Source organism: Mesorhizobium marinum (genome assembly GCF_040813675.1).
GTDB lineage: Bacteria > Pseudomonadota > Alphaproteobacteria > Rhizobiales > Rhizobiaceae > Mesorhizobium_K > Mesorhizobium_K marinum.
Genome location: NZ_JBFOCI010000001.1, coordinates 403,179 through 422,580 on the forward strand (window position 1 = coordinate 403,179; position 19,402 = coordinate 422,580).

A 19,402-nucleotide genomic window follows, 5' to 3' on the forward strand; every position below is an offset into this window, starting at 1 on the left:
AACGGCGGGCGATGAGCGCTAGGTCGCTATCGTCGATCCGATGCCCGCGCGCCGCGCCGCCGCGAGCGCTTGGGTGGCGATCGCGGTATCCTGCGCACCGGTGCCGGTCAGGTCGCAGATCGTGACCTGGTCATCGCTGGTGCGGCCCGTCCGTGTCCCGGCAACGATGTCGCCGAGCTCCGGCGGTGCGCCGCGGGTCCAGATGCCGGCGGCGATGGCGCTGCGCAGCTCGCCGAGGATTTCGCACTGGCTGGCGCGGTCGGCGACGTAGAGATCGCATGCGGCAAGGGCCCCTGGTTCGATCTCGTTCTTGCCGGCCTGGTCGGAACCCATCGCCGTGACGTGCAGGCCCGGATGCAGCCATGCGGATTTCAATACCGGTTCTTCCGCCGGGGTCGTCGTGACCACCAGCTGGCTTTCCGCGACAAGCCGCGCGGCGTCGGGCTCGGCTCGCACCGGAATTCCGAGCGACGACTGAAGGTCACTTGCGCAAGCGGCGGCTCTGGCGGCGTCGCGCCCCCACACCAGGGCATGTTCGAACGGGCGCACCAGATGGGCGGCCTGCAGTTGCAGGCGCGCCTGGGCGCCGGTGCCGATGACGCCGGCGGTCCGCACGCGCGACGGCGCAAGGTGCTTCGCGGCGACTGCGCCAGCCGCAGCCGTCCTGACGTCGGTCAGGTAGCCGTTGTCGAGCAGCAACGCCTCGACAAGCCCGGTTTTTGCCGAAAACAGGATCATCAATCCGTTGAGGCTGGGCAGGCCGATCTTCGGGTTGTCGAAGAAGCCTGGACTGACCTTGATGGCGAAGCCGTCGAAGCCGGGAATGTAGGCGGTCTTGACGTCCACCTCGCCGTTCGCCTCGGGGATCGCCATCGACAGGATCGGCGGCATCACCACCTTGCCCGAGGCGAGCGCCGCGAAGGCGCGCTCCACCATTTCGACGGCGTCGGGATCGAGACGCACGACCTGGCGCAGATCAGCCTCCGTGAGGATCGATACGTCACGAACCATAGGCTGACCCTTTCACAAGATAGTCGCCGAGCTGGATGTCGCGGCCGCACACCACATCGGTAAACGCTGCCATGTCGACGTTGCGCCCGGTGACGATGGTCGCGACAGGACCCGAGAAGGCGGGCAGCTTTCCGGCAAGCAGCGCGGCCGCGCCGACGACGCTGGCTCCTTCCGCGACCAGGCGGTCCTCGAAATAAAGCGCCTGCATGGCCCGGTAGATCTCCTCCTCGGTGACGAGGACGACGCCTGCCAGATGGTCACGGCAGATCGGGAAGGACAGCCGGTTGTCCATGCCGATGCCGCCGCCGAGCGAGTCGGCGAGGCTCGGGACCTCCTCCACTTCCACAGGCCGGCCGGCGCGCATCGCTTCGTGCATAGCCGCACCGCGGTCCATGGAGATGCCGAACACCCTTATATCCGGCCTTATCGCCTTGGCGGCGAGCGCGACGCCTGCGGCGAGGCCGCCGCCAGACAGCGGCACCAGGATGGCGGCGAGATCGGGCCTGTCCTCCATCAGTTCCAGCCCGATGCTGCCCTGGCCGGCGATCACCAGCGGATCGTCGAAGGGTGAGATCTCAACCAGACCTTCTTCCTTCGCAAGCCGGCGGCTTTCGGCATGGGCGTCGTCCTGGCTGCGACCGGCAATCCTCACTTCGGCGCCAAGCGCCCTGATCCCGTCCACCTTGGCGCGCGGCACCAGGGACGACATGCAGACCACCGCGCGCAGTCCACGTGCCCGCGCCGCATAGGCGACGCCGCGGCCATGATTGCCGGTCGAGCAGCATGTGACGCCGTTCGCCTCAGCCGGCAGGCCGAATACGGCGTTGACCGCCCCGCGCAGCTTGAAGGCGCCGATGGGCTGGGTGTTCTCCAGCTTCAGCAGGAAGTTTTGGCCGCAGCGCGCCGACAGGAAGGGCGAGGGCACGAGCGGTGTGTGCACGGCGACGCCCGCCATCCGGCGCCGCGCCGCCAGGACATCGGCAAGCGAAAGGCTCAAATCGCCTCCTTCACCGCGCTGAGGAACTGCTGGGTGCGTTCGCGCTGCGGGTTGCCGAACAGTTCTTCTGGCGTCCCCTGTTCCTCGATGCGACCACCGAAGAAGAAGCAGACGCGGTCGGAGATGTCCTTGGCGAAACCCATCTGGTGGGTCACCATCAGCATCGTCAGGTGGTGCTCGGCCACCAGCTTGCGGATGACGTTGGTCACCTCGCCGATCACCTCCGGGTCGAGCGCGGAGGTGACCTCATCGAACAGCATGACCTTCGGCCGCATGGCCATCGCGCGGGCGATGGCGACGCGCTGCTGCTGGCCGCCGGACAATCGCGACGGATGCTGGTCGCGCTTGTCGCCCATGCCGACCATTTCCAGCAATTCCTCGGAGCGCTCGCGCGCCTCCTTCCGGGAGAGGCCCAGCACGTGAACCGGCCCTTCCATGCAGTTCTCGAGGGCGGTCATGTGCGGAAACAGGTTGAAGTGCTGGAAGCACATCCCGATCTTCGACCGCATCTGCCTGAGGTGGCGGCTGTTGGCCGGCACCAGGCCGCCTTGGCCGGGCATGTGGGTGAGTGGCTTGCCGTCGACATAGATGACGCCGTCATTGATCGTCTCGAGCGTCATCAGCATCCTGAGCACGGTCGTCTTGCCCGAGCCGGACGGCCCGATGATGGTGACCATTTCACCCTCGGCGACGTCGAGGTCGAGCGAATCCAGCACGACCAGCGAGCCGTAGCGCTTGCTGACCTTCCTGAACCGCACCATCGGCGTGTCGTCGCCTTCGAGGGCGAGGGGGAAATCCTGGAGGTTTTCGGCGGACATCAGATCATCCCAAGTTTCCGGCGCACCCAGGCCTCGAAGAGGCGGATGCCGGCGGCGGTGGGCAGCGAGATGGCGAGAAAGATGAGCCCGACCAGCGTGTAGGGCTCGAGGTAGCGGTAGGTCTCCGAGCCGATCGCGGTCGCCGTATGCATCAGTTCGGCGACGCCGATGACCGACAGCATCGGCGTATCCTTGAAGATGCCGACGAGGTAGTTGCCCATGCCGGCCAGTGATGGCGGCAGCGCTTGCGGAACGATGACGCGGAAATACGTGCGCGTCGTCGACAGGTTGAGCGAGGTGGCGGCCTCCCACTGGCCCTTCGGAACGCTGTCCAGCCCGCCGCGATAGACCTCCGACAGGTAGGATGCGTAGTGGAGGCCGATGGCGATCATGCCGGCCGTCCACGGCGACAGCCTGAGCCCGAACTGCGGCCCGACATAGAAGACGAAGAAGATCTGCAGGATCAGCGGCGTCGAGCGGATGAACTCGACGGCTTCGCGCACAGTGGCCGTCAGCAGGCGGGAAGGGGTGCGCTGCGCCAGCGCGATGACGAGGCCCAGCACCACGGCTATGGCATAGCCGAGCGTCGCCGCCAGCAGCGTATTGCCGGTGGCCACGAGAAGCCGCGGCAGGATTTCCCAGGTGAAGTCCCAGCGCCAGTCGAACACAGCTCAGGCCCTCCCCATCTTGCGCATCATGAACGCTTCGAGCCAGCGCATGAAAGGCGTGATCATGAACCGCGCGAGGATGTAGTAGATGATGAGCGCCGTCCCGAACGCCTGGGCGGAGAGGAAGGTTGTGCCGTTGATCTGCTTGACCTGGAACATCAGGTCGGCGACGGCGATCAACGCCACCAATGCTGTTCCCTTCAGAAGTTCGATCAGCAGGTTGCCCCAGGAGGGCAGCATGATCAGCACGGCCTGCGGAAGGATCACGCGCAACATGCGCTTGGCTGGCGACATGTTGAGGGCAAGCGCCGCCTCCCACTGGCCCTTGGGCACCGACAGGATCGCCCCGCGCACCAGTTCCGCGCCGTAGGCGCCGAGGTTCATGCCGACGGCCACGAACCCCGCGGTGAACTTCTCCAGCGTGATTCCGAAGAGCGGCAGCACGAAGAAGATCCAGTAGAGCTGGACCAGCAGCGAGGTGCCGCGAAAAATCTCGATATAGACGGTGGCGACGCCGCGCACCAGTACGTTGGGGGACAGCCGCATCAGGCCCGAGACGAGGGCGATCGCAATCGCCAGCAGCGAGGCGAGGACGGTCAGGACCATCGTGACCAGCGTGCCGCTGAAGATGCGGTCGCCGTACTGGACGAGGAATTCGAACAGGGACATCCCGCTCAGGCCTTTCCCTCGATGCAGCGGAAGGGGAGAAGGCGGGCGCCCTCATGACGGAGCGCCCGCGTACCGATGTCTGCCGGACCGGCCGGCTCGCAAACCGTCATGCTAGCGGTTGGCGCAGACCCATTCGGTCGTCTTGTCGCCCGGCAGCGATGCTTCGGCGTAGCCGTACTCGGCCACCGCCTTCATCATCTCTTCCGAGCCGAGATATTCTTTCATGGCGGCGTTGAACTTGTCGAGGAAGTCCTGGTCGTCCTTGCGGAAGCCGATGCCCGCCCAGTTGAAGGAGTCCTCCGGCATCGCGTTGGGATCGGTCACCTCGACGGAGCCGCCCGAACTGTCGGCCAGCTGCTTCATCGTGAAATAGGTCCCGGCGCCGGCGTCGGCGCGGGCCGCCTTCACGGCAGCGAGAATCTCGGTCGGCCCGGGCACCTGCATGATGTTGGCCTCGGTCACGCCCGCGGCCTTTGCCGCCTCGATGTTGGAATAGCCGGCGCCGGTCACCATGACCGCACCGCCATCGGCGAGGCTCTTGTAGTCGCCGATCTTCTTGGGGTTGCCGGGCGCGACGATGAACGCGTCTCCGACCTTGGTCATGGGCTCGGAAAAGGCGATGTTCTCGCAACGGCTGGCCAGGATGTTCATGCCGCCGGTCACGATGTCGAACCGGCCCGCGTTTAGGCCCGGGATGAGACCGCCCCATTCCGTCTGCACGGGCTCGATCTTGTCGTAGCCCATCTTCTTCAGCACGCCGATGGTGAAGACGTTGACGAAGCCCTTGGGGCTGCCGTCCTCGGCCGGGTAGGCGAACGGAATCTCGTTGGCGAAGCCGATGCGAATGGGCTCGCCGGCGGCGACGCGATCGGCCAGCGGACCGGCGTTCGCGGCGATGCCGCCGAGGGCAAGAAGGCCGGCACCGGCCGCGATCATGGACTTCAAGAGTTGGTTCTTCATCGTCATTCCCCTGCTTGATTAGGATTGAGCGGTTGTCATCCTTGTTTATGTTGTGCACAACAACAGCAGGCGAATACGGTGTCAACCCGAATTTTGGCTGAATGTTTGCAGAATTCGGCTTTTCAACCTGCCAAATGGACTCTAGATGTACACAATGAGCCACCAAATGGTGTGCCTGCGCTTGGAGGAGAACATGCCTGCATCGAAACCGCCGTTCAGCCGCGGCGAATATGACCGCCGCCTCGAAAAGGTGCGCAGGTCGATGGAGGCGAAGGGGCTCGACGTGCTGTTCGTCGAGGATCCCTCGAACATGGCCTGGCTGACCGGCTACGACGGCTGGTCGTTCTACGTGCACCAGGGGGTGGTTGTCTTCCACGACGCGGACCCGGTCTGGTGGGGCCGTGTGCAGGACGCGAACGGCGCGGTCCGCACCGTCTGGATGGAGGACGAGCGGGTCGCCGGCTACAACGACCGCTACGTCCAGTCGACCGTGCATCACCCGATGCAGGATCTGGCGCACCGCCTGCGCGAGTGGGGGTATGCAGGAAAGCGGATCGGGGTCGAACTCGAGAACTACTATTTCTCGGCGAAAGCCTATCTCGTGCTGCGCGAGGAACTGCCCGATGCCGAGTTCGTCGACGCGACGGCGCTGGTAAACTGGCAGCGGGCCGTGAAGTCGGCGGAAGAAATCGCCTTCATGCGCAAGGCCGCGAGGATTTCTGAGCGAATCGTCGACGGCATCGCGGCGCGCGTCGAGCCCGGCGTGAAGAAGAATGAACTGGTGGCCGAAATCCTCGGCGACGCCGTCCGCGGCGTCGACGACGCCTGGGGCGACTATGCCGCGATCGTGCCGCTGCTGCCGTCGGGAACCGACGCCGCGGCGCCGCATCTCACCTGGGACGGGCGGCCATTCAGGACCGGCGAGGCGACGTTCTTCGAGATCGCCGGCTGCTACCGGCGCTACCACGTTCCGTTCTGCCGCACCGTGTTCCTGGGAAAGCCGCCACAACAGATGATCGACGCGGAGAAGGCGCTGGTCGAGGGGCTCGAAGCGGGCCTTGAGGCCGCCCGCGCGGGCAACCGCGCCGGGCAGGTGGCGGACGCGCTGTTCAGCTCGCTGGAACGGGCCGGCATCGCCAAGGAGGGACGCTGCGGTTATCCGATCGGGCTCTCCTATCCGCCTGACTGGGGCGAGCGCACCATTTCCTTCCGCCGCGAGGACGAGACGATCCTCGAGCCGGGCATGACCTTCCATTTCATGCCCGGCCTGTGGATGTCCGACTGGGGAATGGAGATCACCGAAAGCATCCTGATCCGCGACAGCGGTCCTGCCGAATGCCTGTGCGACCGGCCGCGCAAGTTGATCGTGAAGGACTGATCTTGCCGTCGGACACGCTTTCCCGGACGCGAGAGATCCTCGCCGATCTCATCGCCTTCCCCACCGTCTCGGCGGACAGCAATCTCGCCCTGATCGACTACGCGGCGGGTCGCCTGCGACAAGCAGGAGCCACCTGCATGGTCACGCGCGACCCGAGCGGGACGAAGGCGAACCTGTTCGCCACGCTCGGTCCCCGGGCGGATGGCGGCATCGTCCTTTCCGGGCATGCCGACGTGGTGCCCGTCGAGGGGCAGGACTGGGCGACCGATCCGTTTCGCATGGTCGAGCGGGACGGGAGGCTCTACGGGCGCGGCGCCTGCGACATGAAGGGCTTTATCGCGGCCTGCCTCGCCGTCGCCCCCGAATTCGACGGTACGGCGTTGCGCCGGCCACTGCACTTCGCCTTCACCTATGACGAGGAGGTGGGTTGCCTTGGCGCGCGCGCCCTGGTGCAGGAACTGGCGCGGTCCGGCATCCGCCCGTCGGTTGCAATTATCGGCGAGCCGACGGAAATGCGCGTCATCGAGGGGCACAAGGGCTGCTATGAGTACACGACCGAGTTCGTGGGGCTGGAGGGGCACGGGTCGCAGCCGGAACTGGGCGTGAATGCCGTCGAATATGCCGTGCGCTACGTGTCGCGGCTGCTGGAAATCCGCGAAGGAATGAAGGATCGTGCGCCTGCCGACAGTCGGTTCGTGCCGCCGTGGACGACCCTGCAGGTGGGTTGCTTCAACGGCGGCGCGGCGCGCAACGTCATCGCCGGCCACTGCGCCGTCGAGTGGGAGTTCAGGCCGGTGCAGGCGCCCGACGTAGATTTCATTAAGACCGCGATGGCGCGGCACGAAGAGGAGCTGCGGCGGGAGATGAAGTCGATTTCGCCAGGCGCCGACATCGTCACCCACACGATCGGTGAGGTCGAGGGCCTCGCCGTCGTCGAGCAGTCGGAAGCCCGCGATATCGTCAACGAACTGACGGGCGCCAACCACGCCGACGTCGTCGCCTTCGGCACCGAGGCCGGGCTCTTCCAGCAGGCCGGCGTGTCCGCCGTCATCTGTGGCCCCGGATCGATCGCGCAGGCGCACAAGCCCGACGAATATGTCGAGATCGGCCAGCTCGCGTCCTGCATCTCCATGCTGGACGGCCTGCGCCGGAAGCTGACGGCATGACGCGGGACGCCGGCCATGAGGACGCCCCCGCAGCCAGGCCGGCTTTCGACGAGGGCGCGCGCGAGCGGTTCGACCGCATCTACCGTGCGCTGCGCACCCGCATCTGCCTGCTCGACCATCCTCCCGGCGAGCGCCTGCGGGAGGAGGATCTCGCCGAGGAGTTCGGCGTCAGCCGCACGCCGATACGCCGCGTCCTGGTGAAGCTCGAGGCCGAAGGGCTGCTGCGCTCGATGCACGGCGTCGGCACGATCGTCACGGACATCGAGGTCGGCGAACTGGAGCAGGTCTATCAGCTCCGCGTCGAGCTGGCCGAACTGATCGGCAAGCTTTCGCCGGTGCAACCGGGGGAGGCGAAGAGGGCCGAGTTCCGCATGCTGCTCGCGCGCTGCGAGAACCTCATCTCGAACCCGGACGCCCGCGAGTTCGCGCGCATCAACATGGAGTTCTTCCACCTCCTGAACTCGCTCACCGGCAACGAGCCGCTGCGCGAGATCAGCGAACGGCTCTACTACCAGACCACGCGCATCTGGCTGAAGACGGCGTCCCGCCTCGGGCACTACCAGGAGATGCTGAAGGACGAAATCCTGATCTTCCACCGCGAGGTCTCGGACATCGTCGCCGCCGTCGAAATCGGCGACCTCGAGGCTGTCGGTCACATCCGCCGCTCGCACATCTCGATGAGTTTCCAGCGCCTGCGCATCGGAGCGCACCGCGCGCTTGCCGGTCACGATGCAAGCGAAAAGCCTTCCGCCGTTAGCGGCGGGCCGGGGCCCCGCTGACGGCGGCGCTTCAGGCGTGCAGCGCGAGGCCGAGCGCCTTCATGCAGGCTTCCTGGAAGCTCTCGCCGAGCGTCGGATGGGCGTGCACGGTTCCCGCGACGTCCTCGAGCCTGGCGCCCATCTCGATCGCCAGCGAAAAGGCGGCGGCAAGCTCGGAGACGCCCGTCCCCACCGCCTGAATGCCGAGCACGACGTGGTTGTCCGCGCGCGCCACCACGCGCACGAAGCCCATGTCACTCCCCAGCGTCATCGCGCGCCCGCTGGCGCTGAAGGGAAACTGGCCGATCTTGAGCGCTTGGCCTGCCGACCGGGCGGCTTCGGGCGACAGCCCGGCCGAGACGATCTCGGGATCCGTGAAACAGATGGCCGGGATGCATCGCTTGTCCCAGGCGCGGCTATGGCCCGCCACAATCTCGGCGACCATCTCGCCCTGAGCCATCGCCCGATGCGCGAGCATGGGCTCGCCGGTCACGTCGCCGATGGCGTAGACACCCTGCATGGAGGTCCGGCACTGGTCGTCGATGCGGATGAAGTGGCCGTCCATGTCGAGCACCAGTTCGTCCCGACCCCAGCCGTCGATCACCGGGCGGCGCCCGACCGTCACCAGGACCTTGTCGGCGGCGATGCGGGCTTCGGCGCCATCCGCCCTTTCGACGAGCAACGTTCCCGGCCCGGAAGCCAGGCCCCGCGCCTTTGTCGACGTGAGGATCTCTACGCCGAGTTCGGCCAGTCGGCGCGCAATCGGACGGGTCAGGTCGGCGTCATAGTGCGGCAGGATGCGTTCGGCCGCCTCGACGACGGTCACGCGGGCGCCCATCTTGGCAAATGCCGTCCCGAGTTCGAGGCCGATATAGCCGCCGCCAACCACCGCAAGCGTCGCAGGCACGCTGGTCATCGCGAGCGCCTCGGTCGAGCCGATGACGTTTCCGCCAAACGGCAGCGACGGCAGCTCGACCGGGGTCGAGCCCGTTGCGATCACGACATGTCGCGCGCGGATCAGCTGCCGGCCGGTCTCCGTCGCCACCTCGACCGTCTTTCCGTCGCGAAATGCCGCGCTGCCGGCCACCATCTTGACGCCGGCCTTCTTCAGGAGACCGGCAACGCCGTTGCTGAGCCGGCCGACGATGCCGTCCTTCCAGGCCATGGTGCGCACAAGGTCGATCCTCGGGTCGGCTACCGATACGCCGACGTGGTTCTTGCCGCTCGCCATCGCGGTTGCCGCCGAAAACTCCTCGGCAGCGTGGATCAGCGCCTTGGAGGGGATGCAGCCGATGTTGAGGCAGGTGCCGCCGGGCCTGGCCATATCGACGATCACGGTGTCGAGGCCGAGCTGTCCGGCGCGGATCGCGCAGACGTAGCCACCAGGCCCGGCGCCGATGACCAGCAGGTTGCAGGCGATCTCCTTCACGGACCTAGTCCTCCACAAAGATCATCGCCGGGGTCTCCAGGAGCGTCTTGATGCGCTGGATGAATACCGCGGCGTCCCAGCCGTCGATGACGCGGTGGTCGAAGCTCGAGGACAGGTTCATCATCCGGCGCGGGATGAACTGCGCCCCATCCCAGACCGGCCGGACCGCGATCTTGTTGACCCCGACGACCGCCACCTCGGGGTGGTTGATGACAGGCGTGGTCACGATCCCGCCGAGTGCGCCGAGCGAGGAAATGGTGATGGTCGACCCGGACAGCTCATCGCGCGTGGCGGTGCCGGCCCGCGCCGCCTCGGCCACCCGGGCGAGTTCCTCGGCGCAGGACCAGAGATCGCGCGCCTCCGCGTGACGCACCACGGGTACCACCAGCCCGGCCGGCGTCTGCGTGGCGATGCCGATGTGAACGCCGCCGTGCCGGTGGATGATCCCGGCCTCGTCGTCGTAGAGCGCATTGATTGGCGGTTGCTCTGCGATCGCCTTGACCATGGCGCGCATCAGGAACGGCAGCAGCGTAAGCTTTGGCTGGTCCGGCCGCTTGCCCTTGTTGAGTGCCGCGCGCAGGTCCTCGACGGCGCCGACGTCGACCTCTTCGACATAGGTGATGTGCGGGATTCGCGACTTGGCGCGCGCCATCTTCTCCGCGATCCGGCGGCGCAGCCCGACGACCTTCACGTCCTCGACGGCGTCGTTGCGCTGCAGCCGGGCGGCGCGTGCTGATTGCGGGCCGTGGGCGACGAACGCGTCGAGGTCTTCGTGAGTAATCCGGCCGGCCGGCCCGCTGCCCGGCACCTGGCGCAGGTCGATGCCGGCCTCGCGGGCGCGCAGGCGCACGGCCGGCGACGCCAGCGGCTTTTCACCGGCATGCCGCCGGCCAATCGCGACCGGCTTTCGCGCCTTCGCCGTCGGCGAAGTCTCGCTTGCCTGCAGCGCGGGCGCCATCGGAGGCGGCGCGGCGGGGATCACGGCGCCTTCCGGGGCCGCTTCGGCTTTCTCGGGCTCGGCCTCCGGCGTCGCCCCGCCGCCATCGACCTTCAACCGGATCAGCGGCGCGCCGACGGCGAGCGTCTCGCCGACCTCGGCGCCCAGCCATGCCACCTCGCCATCGACGGGGGAGGGGATTTCGACCGTCGCCTTGTCGGTCATGACTGCCGCCAGCACCGCGTCCTCGCGCACCAGGTCGCCGACCTTGACGTGCCACTCCACCAGTTCGGCTTCCGCCACGCCTTCTCCGACGTCGGGAAGGTTGATGGTGTGCTCAGCCATCTCAGGCCTCCATCACGTCGCGCAGAGCCTGTCCGACCCGTGCAGGGCCGGGGAAGTAGTCCCATTCCTGCGCATGCGGGTAGGGCGTATCCCAGCCGGTCACCCGGGCGATCGGCGCCTCGAGCTGGTAGAAGCAATGTTGCTGGACCAGCGCCGCAAGCTCTGCACCGAAGCCCGATGTCAGCGTCGCCTCGTGGACGATCACGCAGCGGCCGGTCCGGCTGACCGAGGCGACGATGGCGTCCAGGTCGAGCGGCAGGAGGGTGCGCAAGTCGATGATCTCGGCGTCGATCCCGGTCTCCTCGGCTGCCGCCTCCGCCACATAGACCATGGTCCCGTAGGCCAGGATGGTGGCGTCCGACCCGTGCCGGCGGATTTCCGCCTGGCCGAGGGGCGTCGCATAGTGGCCGTCCGGCACCTCGCCGAGGCTGTGCCTCGACCAGGGCGTCACCGGACGCTCGTGGTGGCCGTCGAAGGGGCCGTTGTAGAGCCGCTTGGGCTCGAGGAAGATGACGGGATCTGGATCCTCGATCGCCGCGATCAGCAGTCCCTTGGCGTCGCGCGGGTTGGAGGGGACGACCACCTTCAGCCCGGAGACGTGGGTGAACAGCGCTTCAGGGCTCTGGCTGTGCGTCTGGCCGCCGAAGATGCCGCCGCCTGTGGGCATGCGGATGACGATCGGGCAGGTGAATTCGCCGTTCGAGCGGTAGCGCAGCCTGGCGGCTTCCGAGACGATCTGGTCGTAGGCGGGATAGACGTAGTCGGCGAACTGGACCTCGACGCAGGGGCGCAGGCCGTAGGCCGCCATGCCGATCGCCGCGCCGACGATGCCGAGTTCCGAGATCGGCGTGTCGAAGCAGCGACTGCTTCCGTACTTCTGCTGCAGGCCTTGCGTGCAGCGGAACACGCCGCCGAAATAGCCGACGTCCTCGCCGAAGACGACGACATTGTCGTCGCGCCCCATGGCGACGTCCATGGCGCTGCGGATCGCCTCGATCATGGTCATGCGCGACATGCTAGACCCCCGCCTGCTGGCGCTGGCGCCTGAGATGCGGCGGCATCGTCTCGTAGACGCCTTCGAACATGTCGCGGGTGGAGGGTTTGCCGCCGGCATGCAGGGTGCCGTGCTTCTCCGCCTCCTTCTGCGCCGCCAGAACCGTGTCCATCACTTCGGCTTCGGCCTGCTTGTGGCGTTCCTCGGTCCACAGGCCGCGCCTGATCAGGTGGTTCTTCAGCCGGATCACCGGATCGCCGAGCGGCCAGGCGTCCGATTCGGTCTTCGGCCGGTAGGCGGAAGGATCGTCGGACGTCGAGTGCGCGCCGACCCTGTAGGTGACGTATTCGACCAGCGTCGGCCCGAGGTTGCGGCGGGCCCTTTCCACCGCCCACTTCGCGACGGCGTGCACGGCCAGGTAGTCGTTGCCGTCGACCCTCAGCGCCGGAATGCCGAAACCCAGGCCGCGTGCCGCGAAGGTTCCCGAACCGCCGCGCGCGATCCCCTGGAAGGTCGAGATGGCCCACTGGTTGTTGACGATGTTGAGCACGACCGGCGCGCGGTAGGTCGAGGCGAACACCAGCGCGGCGTGGAAATCGCTTTCTGCGGTCGCGCCGTCGCCGACCCAGCCGACGGCGATCCTGGTGTCGTTCCTGATCGCCGACGCCATCGCCCAGCCGACCGCCTGGATGAACTGGGTCGTCAGGTTGCCCGAAATCGAGAAGAAGCCGTGCGCCTTCGAGGCGTACATGACGGGCAGTTGACGCCCCTTCAGCGGGTCGGCCTCGTTCGAGTAGATCTGGTTCATCATGTCGACCATCGGGTAGCCGCCGGCGATAAGCAGGCCGGCCTGCCGGTAGGTCGGGAAATTCATGTCGCCAGGCGCGAGCGCGCGGCGGAACGCGCAACTCACGGCCTCCTCGCCCATGTGCTGCATGTAGAACGACGTCTTGCCCTGCCGCTGCGCCATCAGCATGCGCGCGTCGAAGGCGCGCAGCGTCATCATGTGCCGCAGCCCCTGCGCCAAATCCTCGTCGGTCAGAGTTCCCGCCCATTCGCCAACGGCCTCGCCTTCGCGGTTGAGCACGCGGATGATGGAATAGGCGAGGTCGCGGATGTCCTTCGGGTCGACGTCGACGGGAGGGCGCGGCACCGAACCGGCCTTGGGGATGGTTACGTTCGAGAAGTCCGGGTTTCCGCCCGGACGAACCTCCGGTTCGGGAACGTGGAACCTGAGGACAGTGTCGCCTCCCGCCATCGCTCATTCCTCCTTCCGGCACGCCGCGATCGCAATGCGGGCAGCCGGCAGTCACCAGATGCGTGATCGAACCTTACTACGAGCGCCTTCCTGCTGCGAGCGTCCGGGGTCGCGCTGTTCGCCAGAGGCAGGTCGTCTGTCGCCTGGCTGTGACAAACTGACGCGCCCTGTCGCCGGAATGCCGCCGGAGTGCGACGGTCGTGACGCCGATCCCTATCCGGCAAATCATTCTTTTGGCTGCCGGATTTTCCTCGAACACCTTCCGTAGGGGCAATTGCGCGGTCGCGAGGTCACCGGTCGGGTCTCGCCTAATGCTCGCCGGGCGGGCGGCGCATCTGGAAAGTCGAGCCCGAAGCAAGCTATGGTGACGCCGTCACGGGAGAGAAGAAACAGAACCAGCTCTCCTGGATGCCGGGGAGGAACGCGGCATGGCCATCGTGCTTGTACTCGTTCTCGTCGTCGTGGGCTCCGTGCTCTTTCACGTTGTCAGCCCATGGTGGTGGACGCCTATTGCGTCCAACTGGGACTACATCGACCACACGCTCGTCATCACGTTCTGGATCACCGGCGTCGTGTTCGCCGCGGTCGTGCTGTTCATGGCCTATTGCGTCTTCCGCTTCCGCCACAAGGAAGGGGTCAAGGCTCACTACGAACCCGAAAGCAAGAAGCTGGAGACGTGGCTGACCGTCGTCACCGCGATCGGCGTCGCCGCGATGCTCGCTCCCGGCCTCTATGTGTGGGCCAAGTTCGTGACCGTGCCCGACGACGCGACCGACGTCGAGGTGGTCGCCCAGCAGTGGCAATGGAGTTTTCGCCTGCCCGGCGCCGATGGAAAGCTCGGCACTTCCGACAGCCGGCTCATCGGCGGCGACAACCCGCTGGGGGTGAAGCCGGACGACCCCAACGGACAGGACGACGTCATCGTCGAGGCGGCCGATCTCCACCTCCCGGTCGGAAAACCGGTCAAGATGCTGCTTCGCTCGATCGACGTGCTGCACGACTTCTATGTGCCTGAATTCCGCGCCAAGATGGACATGGTGCCGGGCTCGGTCACCTATTTCTGGTTCACGCCGACGCGGACCGGCACGTTCGAGGTGCTTTGCGCGGAACTCTGCGGCACCGGGCACGGCTTCATGCGCGGCATCGTCATGATCGACACTGCCGAAGAATACCAGGCCTGGCTTCAGGAGCAGTCGACATTCGCACAGCTGTCGGTGCCCGAGCAGGTCGGTCTGGCCGATATCGAGCAATGAGACGGGAGGCGGCATAGCAGAGCATTTGACATGACGGGGTCCGGGCCGCCTCTGGCCCCGCCGGAAATCTGGAGGTGACGTGATGGTCGATATCACGCCTCGCGCGGTCGATGCGATCTCGCCCGCGGAAGTCCCGGATGTCGAGCTCTACCACCCGCACAGCTGGTGGACGACCTATGTCTTCTCGCAGGACGCAAAGGTCATCGCCATCCAGTATGCCGGTACGGCGATCGCCATCGGGCTGGTGGCGCTCGTGCTGTCCTGGCTGATGCGGCTTCAGCTCGGCTTTCCCGGCACCTTCGATTTCATCACGCCCGAGGCCTACTACCAGTTCGTCACCATGCACGGCATGATCATGGTGGTCTACCTGCTGACGGCGCTGTTCCTGGGCGGCTTCGGCAACTACCTGATCCCGCTGATGGTGGGGGCCCGCGACATGGTGTTCCCCTATGTGAACATGTTGAGCTACTGGATCTACCTGCTCGCCGTGCTGGTGCTGGTAGCGAGCTTCTTCGCGCCCGGCGGACCGACCGGCGCCGGCTGGACCCTCTATCCGCCGCAGGCCATCCTCGGCGGCACGCCGGGCGGCCAGCAGGCCGGCATCGTGCTCATGCTGGTGTCGTTGATCCTTTTCATCATCGGCTTCACCATGGGCGGCCTGAACTACGTGGTGACGGTGCTGCAGGGCCGCGCGCGCGGCATGACGCTGATGCGCATGCCGCTGACGGTGTGGGGCATCTTCACGGCGACGGTGATGGCCCTGCTCGCCTTCCCGGCGCTGTTCGTGGCCTCCGTCATGATGCTCTTCGACCGCTTGCTCGGGACCAGCTTCTTCATGCCGGCGCTGGTCGAGATGGGCGAGCAGCTGAGCTACGGAGGCGGTAGCCCGCTCCTGTTCCAGCACCTTTTCTGGTTCTTCGGGCACCCCGAGGTCTACATCGTCGCGCTGCCGGCCTTCGGCATCGTCTCCGACCTGATCAGCACGCATGCCCGCAAGAACATCTTTGGCTATCGCATGATGGTCTGGGCGATCGTCGGCATCGGCGCGCTCTCGTTCATCGTCTGGGCGCACCACATGTATGTCAGCGGCATGCATCCCTATTTCGGCTTCTTCTTCGCCACGACGACGCTGATCATCGCCGTGCCGACCGCCATCAAGGTCTACAACTGGGTGCTGACGCTCTGGCGCGGCGACATCCACCTGACCCTGCCGATGCTGTTCGCGCTGGCCTTCATCGTCACCTTCGTGAACGGCGGCCTGACGGGGCTCTTCCTCGGCAACGTGGTGGTCGACGTGCCGCTCTCCGACACCATGTTCGTGGTGGCGCACTTCCACATGGTGATGGGCGTGGCGCCCATCATGGTCGTGTTCGGCGCGATCTATCACTGGTACCCGAAAATCACCGGGCGGATGCTCAACGAGGCGATGGGGCAGTTCCATTTCTGGGTCACGTTCGTCGGAGCCTACCTGATCTTCTTCCCGATGCACTATGTCGGGCTGGTCGGCGTTCCCCGGCGCTATCCCGAACTCGGCGAGACGGCCTTCATTCCCGACTCCGTGCACACGCTCAACGCCTTCATCAGCGTGGCCGCGTTTGTCGTCGGCTTCGCCCAGCTGGTCTTTCTCTTCAACCTGTTCTGGAGCCTGCGTCACGGCAGGGAGGCCGGCGGAAACCCGTGGCGGGCGACGAGCCTCGAATGGCAGACGCCGACGACGCCGCCTCCGCACGGCAACTGGGGCAAGCACCTGCCGGTCGTCTATCGCTGGGCCTATGACTACAGCGTGCCCGGGGCGCCGGAAGACTTCATCGCGCAGAACGATCCCGGCCCGATGCGTGCGGCGGCGCAGCCATGAGCGTCATCCTCGTCTTCCTGCTGGTGATTGCCGGCGTGGCGGCGTGGTGGCTCAGCAACCAGCGCATCATGTCGAAACCCTGGCTCGAGCAGGGCACGCTTGATGCGCTTGATGCCGCCGGAGCGCCCGGCATGCCGACGGCCAAGATCGGGCTCGGGGTGTTCCTGGCGGTGGTCGGCTGCCTGTTCGCGCTCTTTGCCAGCGCCTACTTCATGCGCATGGAGCTGTCGGACTGGCAGTCCCTGCCGGTGCCGCGCGTGCTGTGGGTCAATACGGGCATCCTTGTCCTGAGTTCCGTCGCGCTCCACGTCGCGCTTCTGGCCGTCCGCAAGGATCAGATCGAAACCACCCGGCTTGCTCTGGCGACAGGCGGCCTTACCGCTCTGGCGTTCCTGGCGGGGCAACTGATCGCCTGGCGCGAGCTCTCCGCCGAGGGATACGGGCTCGACACGAATCCGGCGAACAGCTTCTTCTACCTGCTCACGGCGGTGCACGGGCTGCATATCGTCGGCGGCCTGGTCGCGCTCGGTCGCACGACCGTCCGGGCATGGGCTGTCGGGCCGCGCGACCGGCTGCGCCTCAGCGTCGAACTCTGCGCCATGTACTGGCATTTCCTGCTCTTCGTCTGGCTGGCGGTCCTCGTCCTACTGGCCGGATGGGCGGGCGACTTCATCACCATCTGCCGCCAGCTGCTGACCTGAGGGAGGACGCGAATGGCCGACACCACCTTGACGCACTCCGGCCATGGTCACGGCGGCGGGCTGAGCGGCATCGCTGCCGACCTCTCGTCCGACCAGCGGGCGTTCAAGAACGTACCCTGGGGGAAGGCCATGATGTGGATCTTCCTGCTCAGCGACACCTTCGTGTTCGGCTGCTTCCTGCTGTCCTACATGACGGCGCGCATGTCGACGACCGTGCCCTGGCCCAATCCGAGCGAGGTGTTCGCGCTGCATATCGGTGGCCAGAACGTGCCGCTTATCCTGATCGCCATCATGACCTTCGTGCTGATCTCGTCGAGCGGCACGATGGCGATGGCGGTGATGCAGGGCTACAGGCGCAACCGCAAGGCGGCGGCAGCGCTGATGCTGGTGACGGCGGTGCTCGGCGCGACCTTCGTCGGCATGCAGGCGTTCGAATGGACCAAGCTGATCAGCGAGGGCGTGCGGCCCTGGGGCAATCCCTGGGGCGCGGCGCAGTTCGGCTCATCCTTCTTCATGATCACAGGCTTCCACGGCACCCACGTCACCTTCGGCGTGATCTTCCTGGTCATCCTCGCCCGAAAGGTTTGGCGCGGCGACTACGACACGGGGCGGCGGGGGTTCTTCACGAGCCGCAAGGGCAACTACGAAAGCGTCGAGATCATGGGCCTCTACTGGCACTTCGTCGATCTCGTCTGGGTGTTCATCTTCGCATTCTTCTACCTGTGGTGAGGACCGACATGGCTGAAGCAAGCACGCACGGAATGGCTCACGCGGAGGCACATGACGCGGCGGCCGTCGCCGCCGATGCCCACCAGGAGCATCCGATCAAGCTCTACCTCGTCGTCTGGGGCTGGCTCTTCATCCTCAGCGCCGGCTCCTACATGGTCGACTACCTGCACGTGCAGGGCTATCTCCGGTGGTCGCTGATCCTGATCTTCATGATGCTGAAGGCCGGCCTGATCGTCGCGGTGTTCATGCACATGGCCTGGGAGCGGCTGGCGCTGGTCTATGCCATCCTCGTCCCGCCGATCGCCGTGCTCGTGTTCGTCTGGATCATGGCCATCGAATCCGAACACACGCTCTGGACGCGGCTGACCTTCTTCGGGCTGAACCCGTGACTGCGATCTATCATGGCCGGCCGAAGGCCTGCCCCGCGACGGGGCAGGCGCAACTGCTGCGCGATGTCGGTCAGGCCTGCCCGACCGGCTCGACGAGCTTCCTGTAGAGATGCCACGTGGCATGGCCGAACACCGGAAGCACGACGGCGAGACCGGCGAAGAGCGGCAGCGAGCCGAGCATCAGGCCGACCGTCACCATGATGCCCCAGACGACCATGGGGATGGGATTGGTCAGGAAAGCGCGTACCGACGCATGGACCGCCTCGTAGGCGCCGACGTCGCGGTCGAGCAGCAACGGAAACGCGATGACCGTGGTGCACAACACCAGGAGCGCGAAGACGAAGCCGATGGCATGGCCGACGATGATCAGCGTCCAGCCGCGTTCGGTCGAATAGATCTCGTGGATGAAGGCGCTGACGGATTCCGGCGGTATGCGGCCGAACAGATTTTCATAGAAGGCCTGCGCGGTCAGAAGCCATGCGAGGAAGATCACGAAAAGCATGCCCCCGACCGCTGCTATCGACGGCAGCGCCGGCGACTTGCGGACATCGAAGGCGTGCCGCCAGGAGGTGTCCATGCCGAGTTCCCGCCGGCGGCTGATTTCATAGAGGCCGATGGCTGCGAACGGGCCGATCAGGGCAAAGCCGGAAACCAGCGGGAACATCAGGGGAAGCGCATTGTTGCCGGACGTCCAGGCGGCGAGGAATACGCCGACGATGGGGTAGATCAGGCACAGAAAGACGAGGTGGGACGGCTTCACCATGAAATCGTCGATGCCTTGTCGCAGGGCATCGAAAAGGTCGGAAACGCTGATCTTGCGGACGCGGATATGTTCCTGCGCCTCGTTTGCTCCTGCGATGACATGAAAAGTCGCCATGACCGTTCCTCCGAGGACCGTGTTCGGCCGAAGTCGCGGTTCGCGGTGCCATGTTCATCGACGAGGGTCAGCGAGCCTGCGACCAAACACCGCAGGCAGAATACTCCCTTGCCGGAGAATTTCCACCTCGGATTTGCCGTGGAGACGAACGTCTCGGGGCAGCCGTACTGGTGCGCGGATCCCAGCTTGGCTAAGCTCTGGACAGGAGGC

General features: G+C 66.1%; 19 protein-coding genes. 8 read left to right on the plus strand and 11 right to left on the minus strand.

The features are described 5' to 3' along the window. Positions 1 to 18: 18 nt before the first annotated feature. The 6 genes from ABUE31_RS02005 to ehuB form a co-directional block, all read right to left on the minus strand. Positions 19 to 1,011, minus strand: a complete 993-nt coding sequence (locus ABUE31_RS02005; RefSeq protein ID WP_367721814.1) for a cyclodeaminase — start codon at positions 1,009 to 1,011, stop codon at positions 19 to 21. Then, complete coding sequence (gene eutB / locus ABUE31_RS02010) at positions 1,001 to 2,008, minus strand: hydroxyectoine utilization dehydratase EutB (protein ID WP_367721815.1); 1,008 nt, start codon at positions 2,006 to 2,008, stop codon at positions 1,001 to 1,003. The genes ABUE31_RS02005 and eutB overlap by 11 nt, the downstream gene beginning before the upstream one ends. Beyond that, positions 2,005 to 2,826 carry an ectoine/hydroxyectoine ABC transporter ATP-binding protein EhuA gene (gene ehuA, locus ABUE31_RS02015; RefSeq protein ID WP_367721816.1) on the minus strand — a complete coding sequence of 274 codons (822 nt, stop codon included), beginning with the start codon at positions 2,824 to 2,826 and terminating at the stop codon, positions 2,005 to 2,007. The genes eutB and ehuA overlap by 4 nt, the downstream gene beginning before the upstream one ends. Further along, positions 2,826 to 3,494, minus strand: coding sequence for an ectoine/hydroxyectoine ABC transporter permease subunit EhuD (ehuD, locus tag ABUE31_RS02020; protein WP_367721817.1), 669 nt, complete (start codon positions 3,492 to 3,494; stop codon positions 2,826 to 2,828). The genes ehuA and ehuD overlap by 1 nt, the downstream gene beginning before the upstream one ends. Positions 3,495 to 3,497: 3 nt before the next feature. Beyond that, on the minus strand, positions 3,498 to 4,163 hold the full coding sequence (gene ehuC / locus ABUE31_RS02025; RefSeq protein WP_367721818.1) for an ectoine/hydroxyectoine ABC transporter permease subunit EhuC: 666 nt from the start codon (positions 4,161 to 4,163) through the stop codon (positions 3,498 to 3,500). Between the two features lie 111 nt (positions 4,164 to 4,274). Further along, positions 4,275 to 5,123, minus strand: a complete 849-nt coding sequence (ehuB, locus tag ABUE31_RS02030) for an ectoine/hydroxyectoine ABC transporter substrate-binding protein EhuB (protein ID WP_367721820.1) — start codon at positions 5,121 to 5,123, stop codon at positions 4,275 to 4,277. A 193-nt stretch (positions 5,124 to 5,316) separates the two neighbouring features. On the opposite strand from ehuB, the gene doeA reads away from it, so the two are divergent. From doeA to ABUE31_RS02045, 3 genes are read left to right on the plus strand one after another with little or no spacing between them, the layout of a single operon-like run. After that, a complete protein-coding gene (gene doeA, locus ABUE31_RS02035) occupies positions 5,317 to 6,501 on the plus strand; it encodes an ectoine hydrolase DoeA (RefSeq protein WP_367721822.1) in 1,185 nt (394 codons plus the stop codon). A 2-nt stretch (positions 6,502 to 6,503) separates the two neighbouring features. After that, positions 6,504 to 7,667 (plus strand): acetylornithine deacetylase, encoded by a 1,164-nt coding sequence (gene argE, locus ABUE31_RS02040; protein ID WP_367721823.1) that lies wholly within the window; start codon positions 6,504 to 6,506, stop codon positions 7,665 to 7,667. Then, positions 7,664 to 8,446: a GntR family transcriptional regulator gene (locus ABUE31_RS02045; RefSeq protein ID WP_367721825.1), complete on the plus strand. Its 783-nt coding sequence runs from the start codon at positions 7,664 to 7,666 to the stop codon at positions 8,444 to 8,446. Before argE ends, ABUE31_RS02045 begins: the two co-directional genes overlap by 4 nt. 10 nt (positions 8,447 to 8,456) lie before the next feature. Here ABUE31_RS02045 and lpdA read toward each other — a convergent pair whose 3' ends face one another. The 4 genes from lpdA to ABUE31_RS02065 are packed head-to-tail and all read right to left on the minus strand — an operon-like array spanning position 8,457 to position 13,388. Further along, entirely contained in the window at positions 8,457 to 9,854 is a 1,398-nt protein-coding gene (gene lpdA / locus ABUE31_RS02050) for a dihydrolipoyl dehydrogenase (RefSeq protein WP_367721827.1), read from the minus strand. Positions 9,855 to 9,858: 4 nt separating this feature from the next. Further along, a complete protein-coding gene (locus ABUE31_RS02055) occupies positions 9,859 to 11,136 on the minus strand; it encodes a dihydrolipoamide acetyltransferase family protein (RefSeq protein WP_367721829.1) in 1,278 nt (425 codons plus the stop codon). Between the two features lies 1 nt (position 11,137). Beyond that, positions 11,138 to 12,151 (minus strand): alpha-ketoacid dehydrogenase subunit beta, encoded by a 1,014-nt coding sequence (locus tag ABUE31_RS02060; protein WP_367721831.1) that lies wholly within the window; start codon positions 12,149 to 12,151, stop codon positions 11,138 to 11,140. Between the two features lies 1 nt (position 12,152). After that, the gene (locus ABUE31_RS02065) at positions 12,153 to 13,388 is read right to left on the minus strand and encodes a 3-methyl-2-oxobutanoate dehydrogenase (2-methylpropanoyl-transferring) subunit alpha (protein ID WP_367721832.1); all 1,236 of its coding nucleotides are present in this window, start codon (positions 13,386 to 13,388) and stop codon (positions 12,153 to 12,155) included. A 428-nt stretch (positions 13,389 to 13,816) separates the two neighbouring features. Between ABUE31_RS02065 and ABUE31_RS02070 the strand changes: the two genes are divergently transcribed. The 5 genes from ABUE31_RS02070 (at position 13,817) to ABUE31_RS02090 (ending at position 18,315) form a co-directional block, all read left to right on the plus strand. Continuing rightward, complete coding sequence (locus ABUE31_RS02070) at positions 13,817 to 14,641, plus strand: cytochrome c oxidase subunit II (RefSeq protein WP_367721834.1); 825 nt, start codon at positions 13,817 to 13,819, stop codon at positions 14,639 to 14,641. Positions 14,642 to 14,723: 82 nt separating this feature from the next. Beyond that, positions 14,724 to 16,496, plus strand: coding sequence for a cytochrome c oxidase subunit I (gene ctaD / locus ABUE31_RS02075; RefSeq protein WP_367721835.1), 1,773 nt, complete (start codon positions 14,724 to 14,726; stop codon positions 16,494 to 16,496). Next, positions 16,493 to 17,197: a cytochrome c oxidase subunit 3 gene (locus tag ABUE31_RS02080; protein ID WP_367721836.1), complete on the plus strand. Its 705-nt coding sequence runs from the start codon at positions 16,493 to 16,495 to the stop codon at positions 17,195 to 17,197. Before ctaD ends, ABUE31_RS02080 begins: the two co-directional genes overlap by 4 nt. Positions 17,198 to 17,209: 12 nt before the next feature. Further along, complete coding sequence (locus ABUE31_RS02085; RefSeq protein ID WP_367721837.1) at positions 17,210 to 17,926, plus strand: heme-copper oxidase subunit III family protein; 717 nt, start codon at positions 17,210 to 17,212, stop codon at positions 17,924 to 17,926. A gap of 32 nt (positions 17,927 to 17,958) precedes the next feature. Next, on the plus strand, positions 17,959 to 18,315 hold the full coding sequence (locus ABUE31_RS02090) for a cytochrome C oxidase subunit IV family protein (protein WP_367722504.1): 357 nt from the start codon (positions 17,959 to 17,961) through the stop codon (positions 18,313 to 18,315). A gap of 70 nt (positions 18,316 to 18,385) precedes the next feature. On the opposite strand, the gene ABUE31_RS02095 is transcribed toward ABUE31_RS02090, so the two are convergent. Beyond that, complete coding sequence (locus ABUE31_RS02095; protein ID WP_367721838.1) at positions 18,386 to 19,192, minus strand: DUF2189 domain-containing protein; 807 nt, start codon at positions 19,190 to 19,192, stop codon at positions 18,386 to 18,388. Positions 19,193 to 19,402: the final 210 nt, after the last annotated feature.

Excerpts from the sequence above, each read along its gene's own strand:
- ABUE31_RS02005 (WP_367721814.1), bottom strand. The coding sequence starts at position 1,011 with ATGGTTCGTGACGTATCGATCCTCACGGAGGCTGATCTGCGCCAGGTC.
- ehuA (WP_367721816.1), bottom strand. The coding sequence starts at position 2,826 with ATGTCCGCCGAAAACCTCCAGGATTTCCCCCTCGCCCTCGAAGGCGAC.
- ehuC (WP_367721818.1), bottom strand. The coding sequence starts at position 4,163 with ATGTCCCTGTTCGAATTCCTCGTCCAGTACGGCGACCGCATCTTCAGC.
- ehuB (WP_367721820.1), bottom strand. The coding sequence starts at position 5,123 with ATGAAGAACCAACTCTTGAAGTCCATGATCGCGGCCGGTGCCGGCCTT.
- doeA (WP_367721822.1), top strand. The coding sequence starts at position 5,317 with ATGCCTGCATCGAAACCGCCGTTCAGCCGCGGCGAATATGACCGCCGC.
- ABUE31_RS02045 (WP_367721825.1), top strand. The coding sequence starts at position 7,664 with ATGACGCGGGACGCCGGCCATGAGGACGCCCCCGCAGCCAGGCCGGCT.
- ABUE31_RS02055 (WP_367721829.1), bottom strand. The coding sequence starts at position 11,136 with ATGGCTGAGCACACCATCAACCTTCCCGACGTCGGAGAAGGCGTGGCG.
- ABUE31_RS02060 (WP_367721831.1), bottom strand. The coding sequence starts at position 12,151 with ATGTCGCGCATGACCATGATCGAGGCGATCCGCAGCGCCATGGACGTC.
- ABUE31_RS02065 (WP_367721832.1), bottom strand. The coding sequence starts at position 13,388 with ATGGCGGGAGGCGACACTGTCCTCAGGTTCCACGTTCCCGAACCGGAG.
- ABUE31_RS02070 (WP_367721834.1), top strand. The coding sequence starts at position 13,817 with ATGGCCATCGTGCTTGTACTCGTTCTCGTCGTCGTGGGCTCCGTGCTC.
- ctaD (WP_367721835.1), top strand. The coding sequence starts at position 14,724 with ATGGTCGATATCACGCCTCGCGCGGTCGATGCGATCTCGCCCGCGGAA.
- ABUE31_RS02080 (WP_367721836.1), top strand. The coding sequence starts at position 16,493 with ATGAGCGTCATCCTCGTCTTCCTGCTGGTGATTGCCGGCGTGGCGGCG.
- ABUE31_RS02085 (WP_367721837.1), top strand. The coding sequence starts at position 17,210 with ATGGCCGACACCACCTTGACGCACTCCGGCCATGGTCACGGCGGCGGG.
- ABUE31_RS02090 (WP_367722504.1), top strand. The coding sequence starts at position 17,959 with ATGGCTCACGCGGAGGCACATGACGCGGCGGCCGTCGCCGCCGATGCC.
- ABUE31_RS02095 (WP_367721838.1), bottom strand. The coding sequence starts at position 19,192 with ATGGCGACTTTTCATGTCATCGCAGGAGCAAACGAGGCGCAGGAACAT.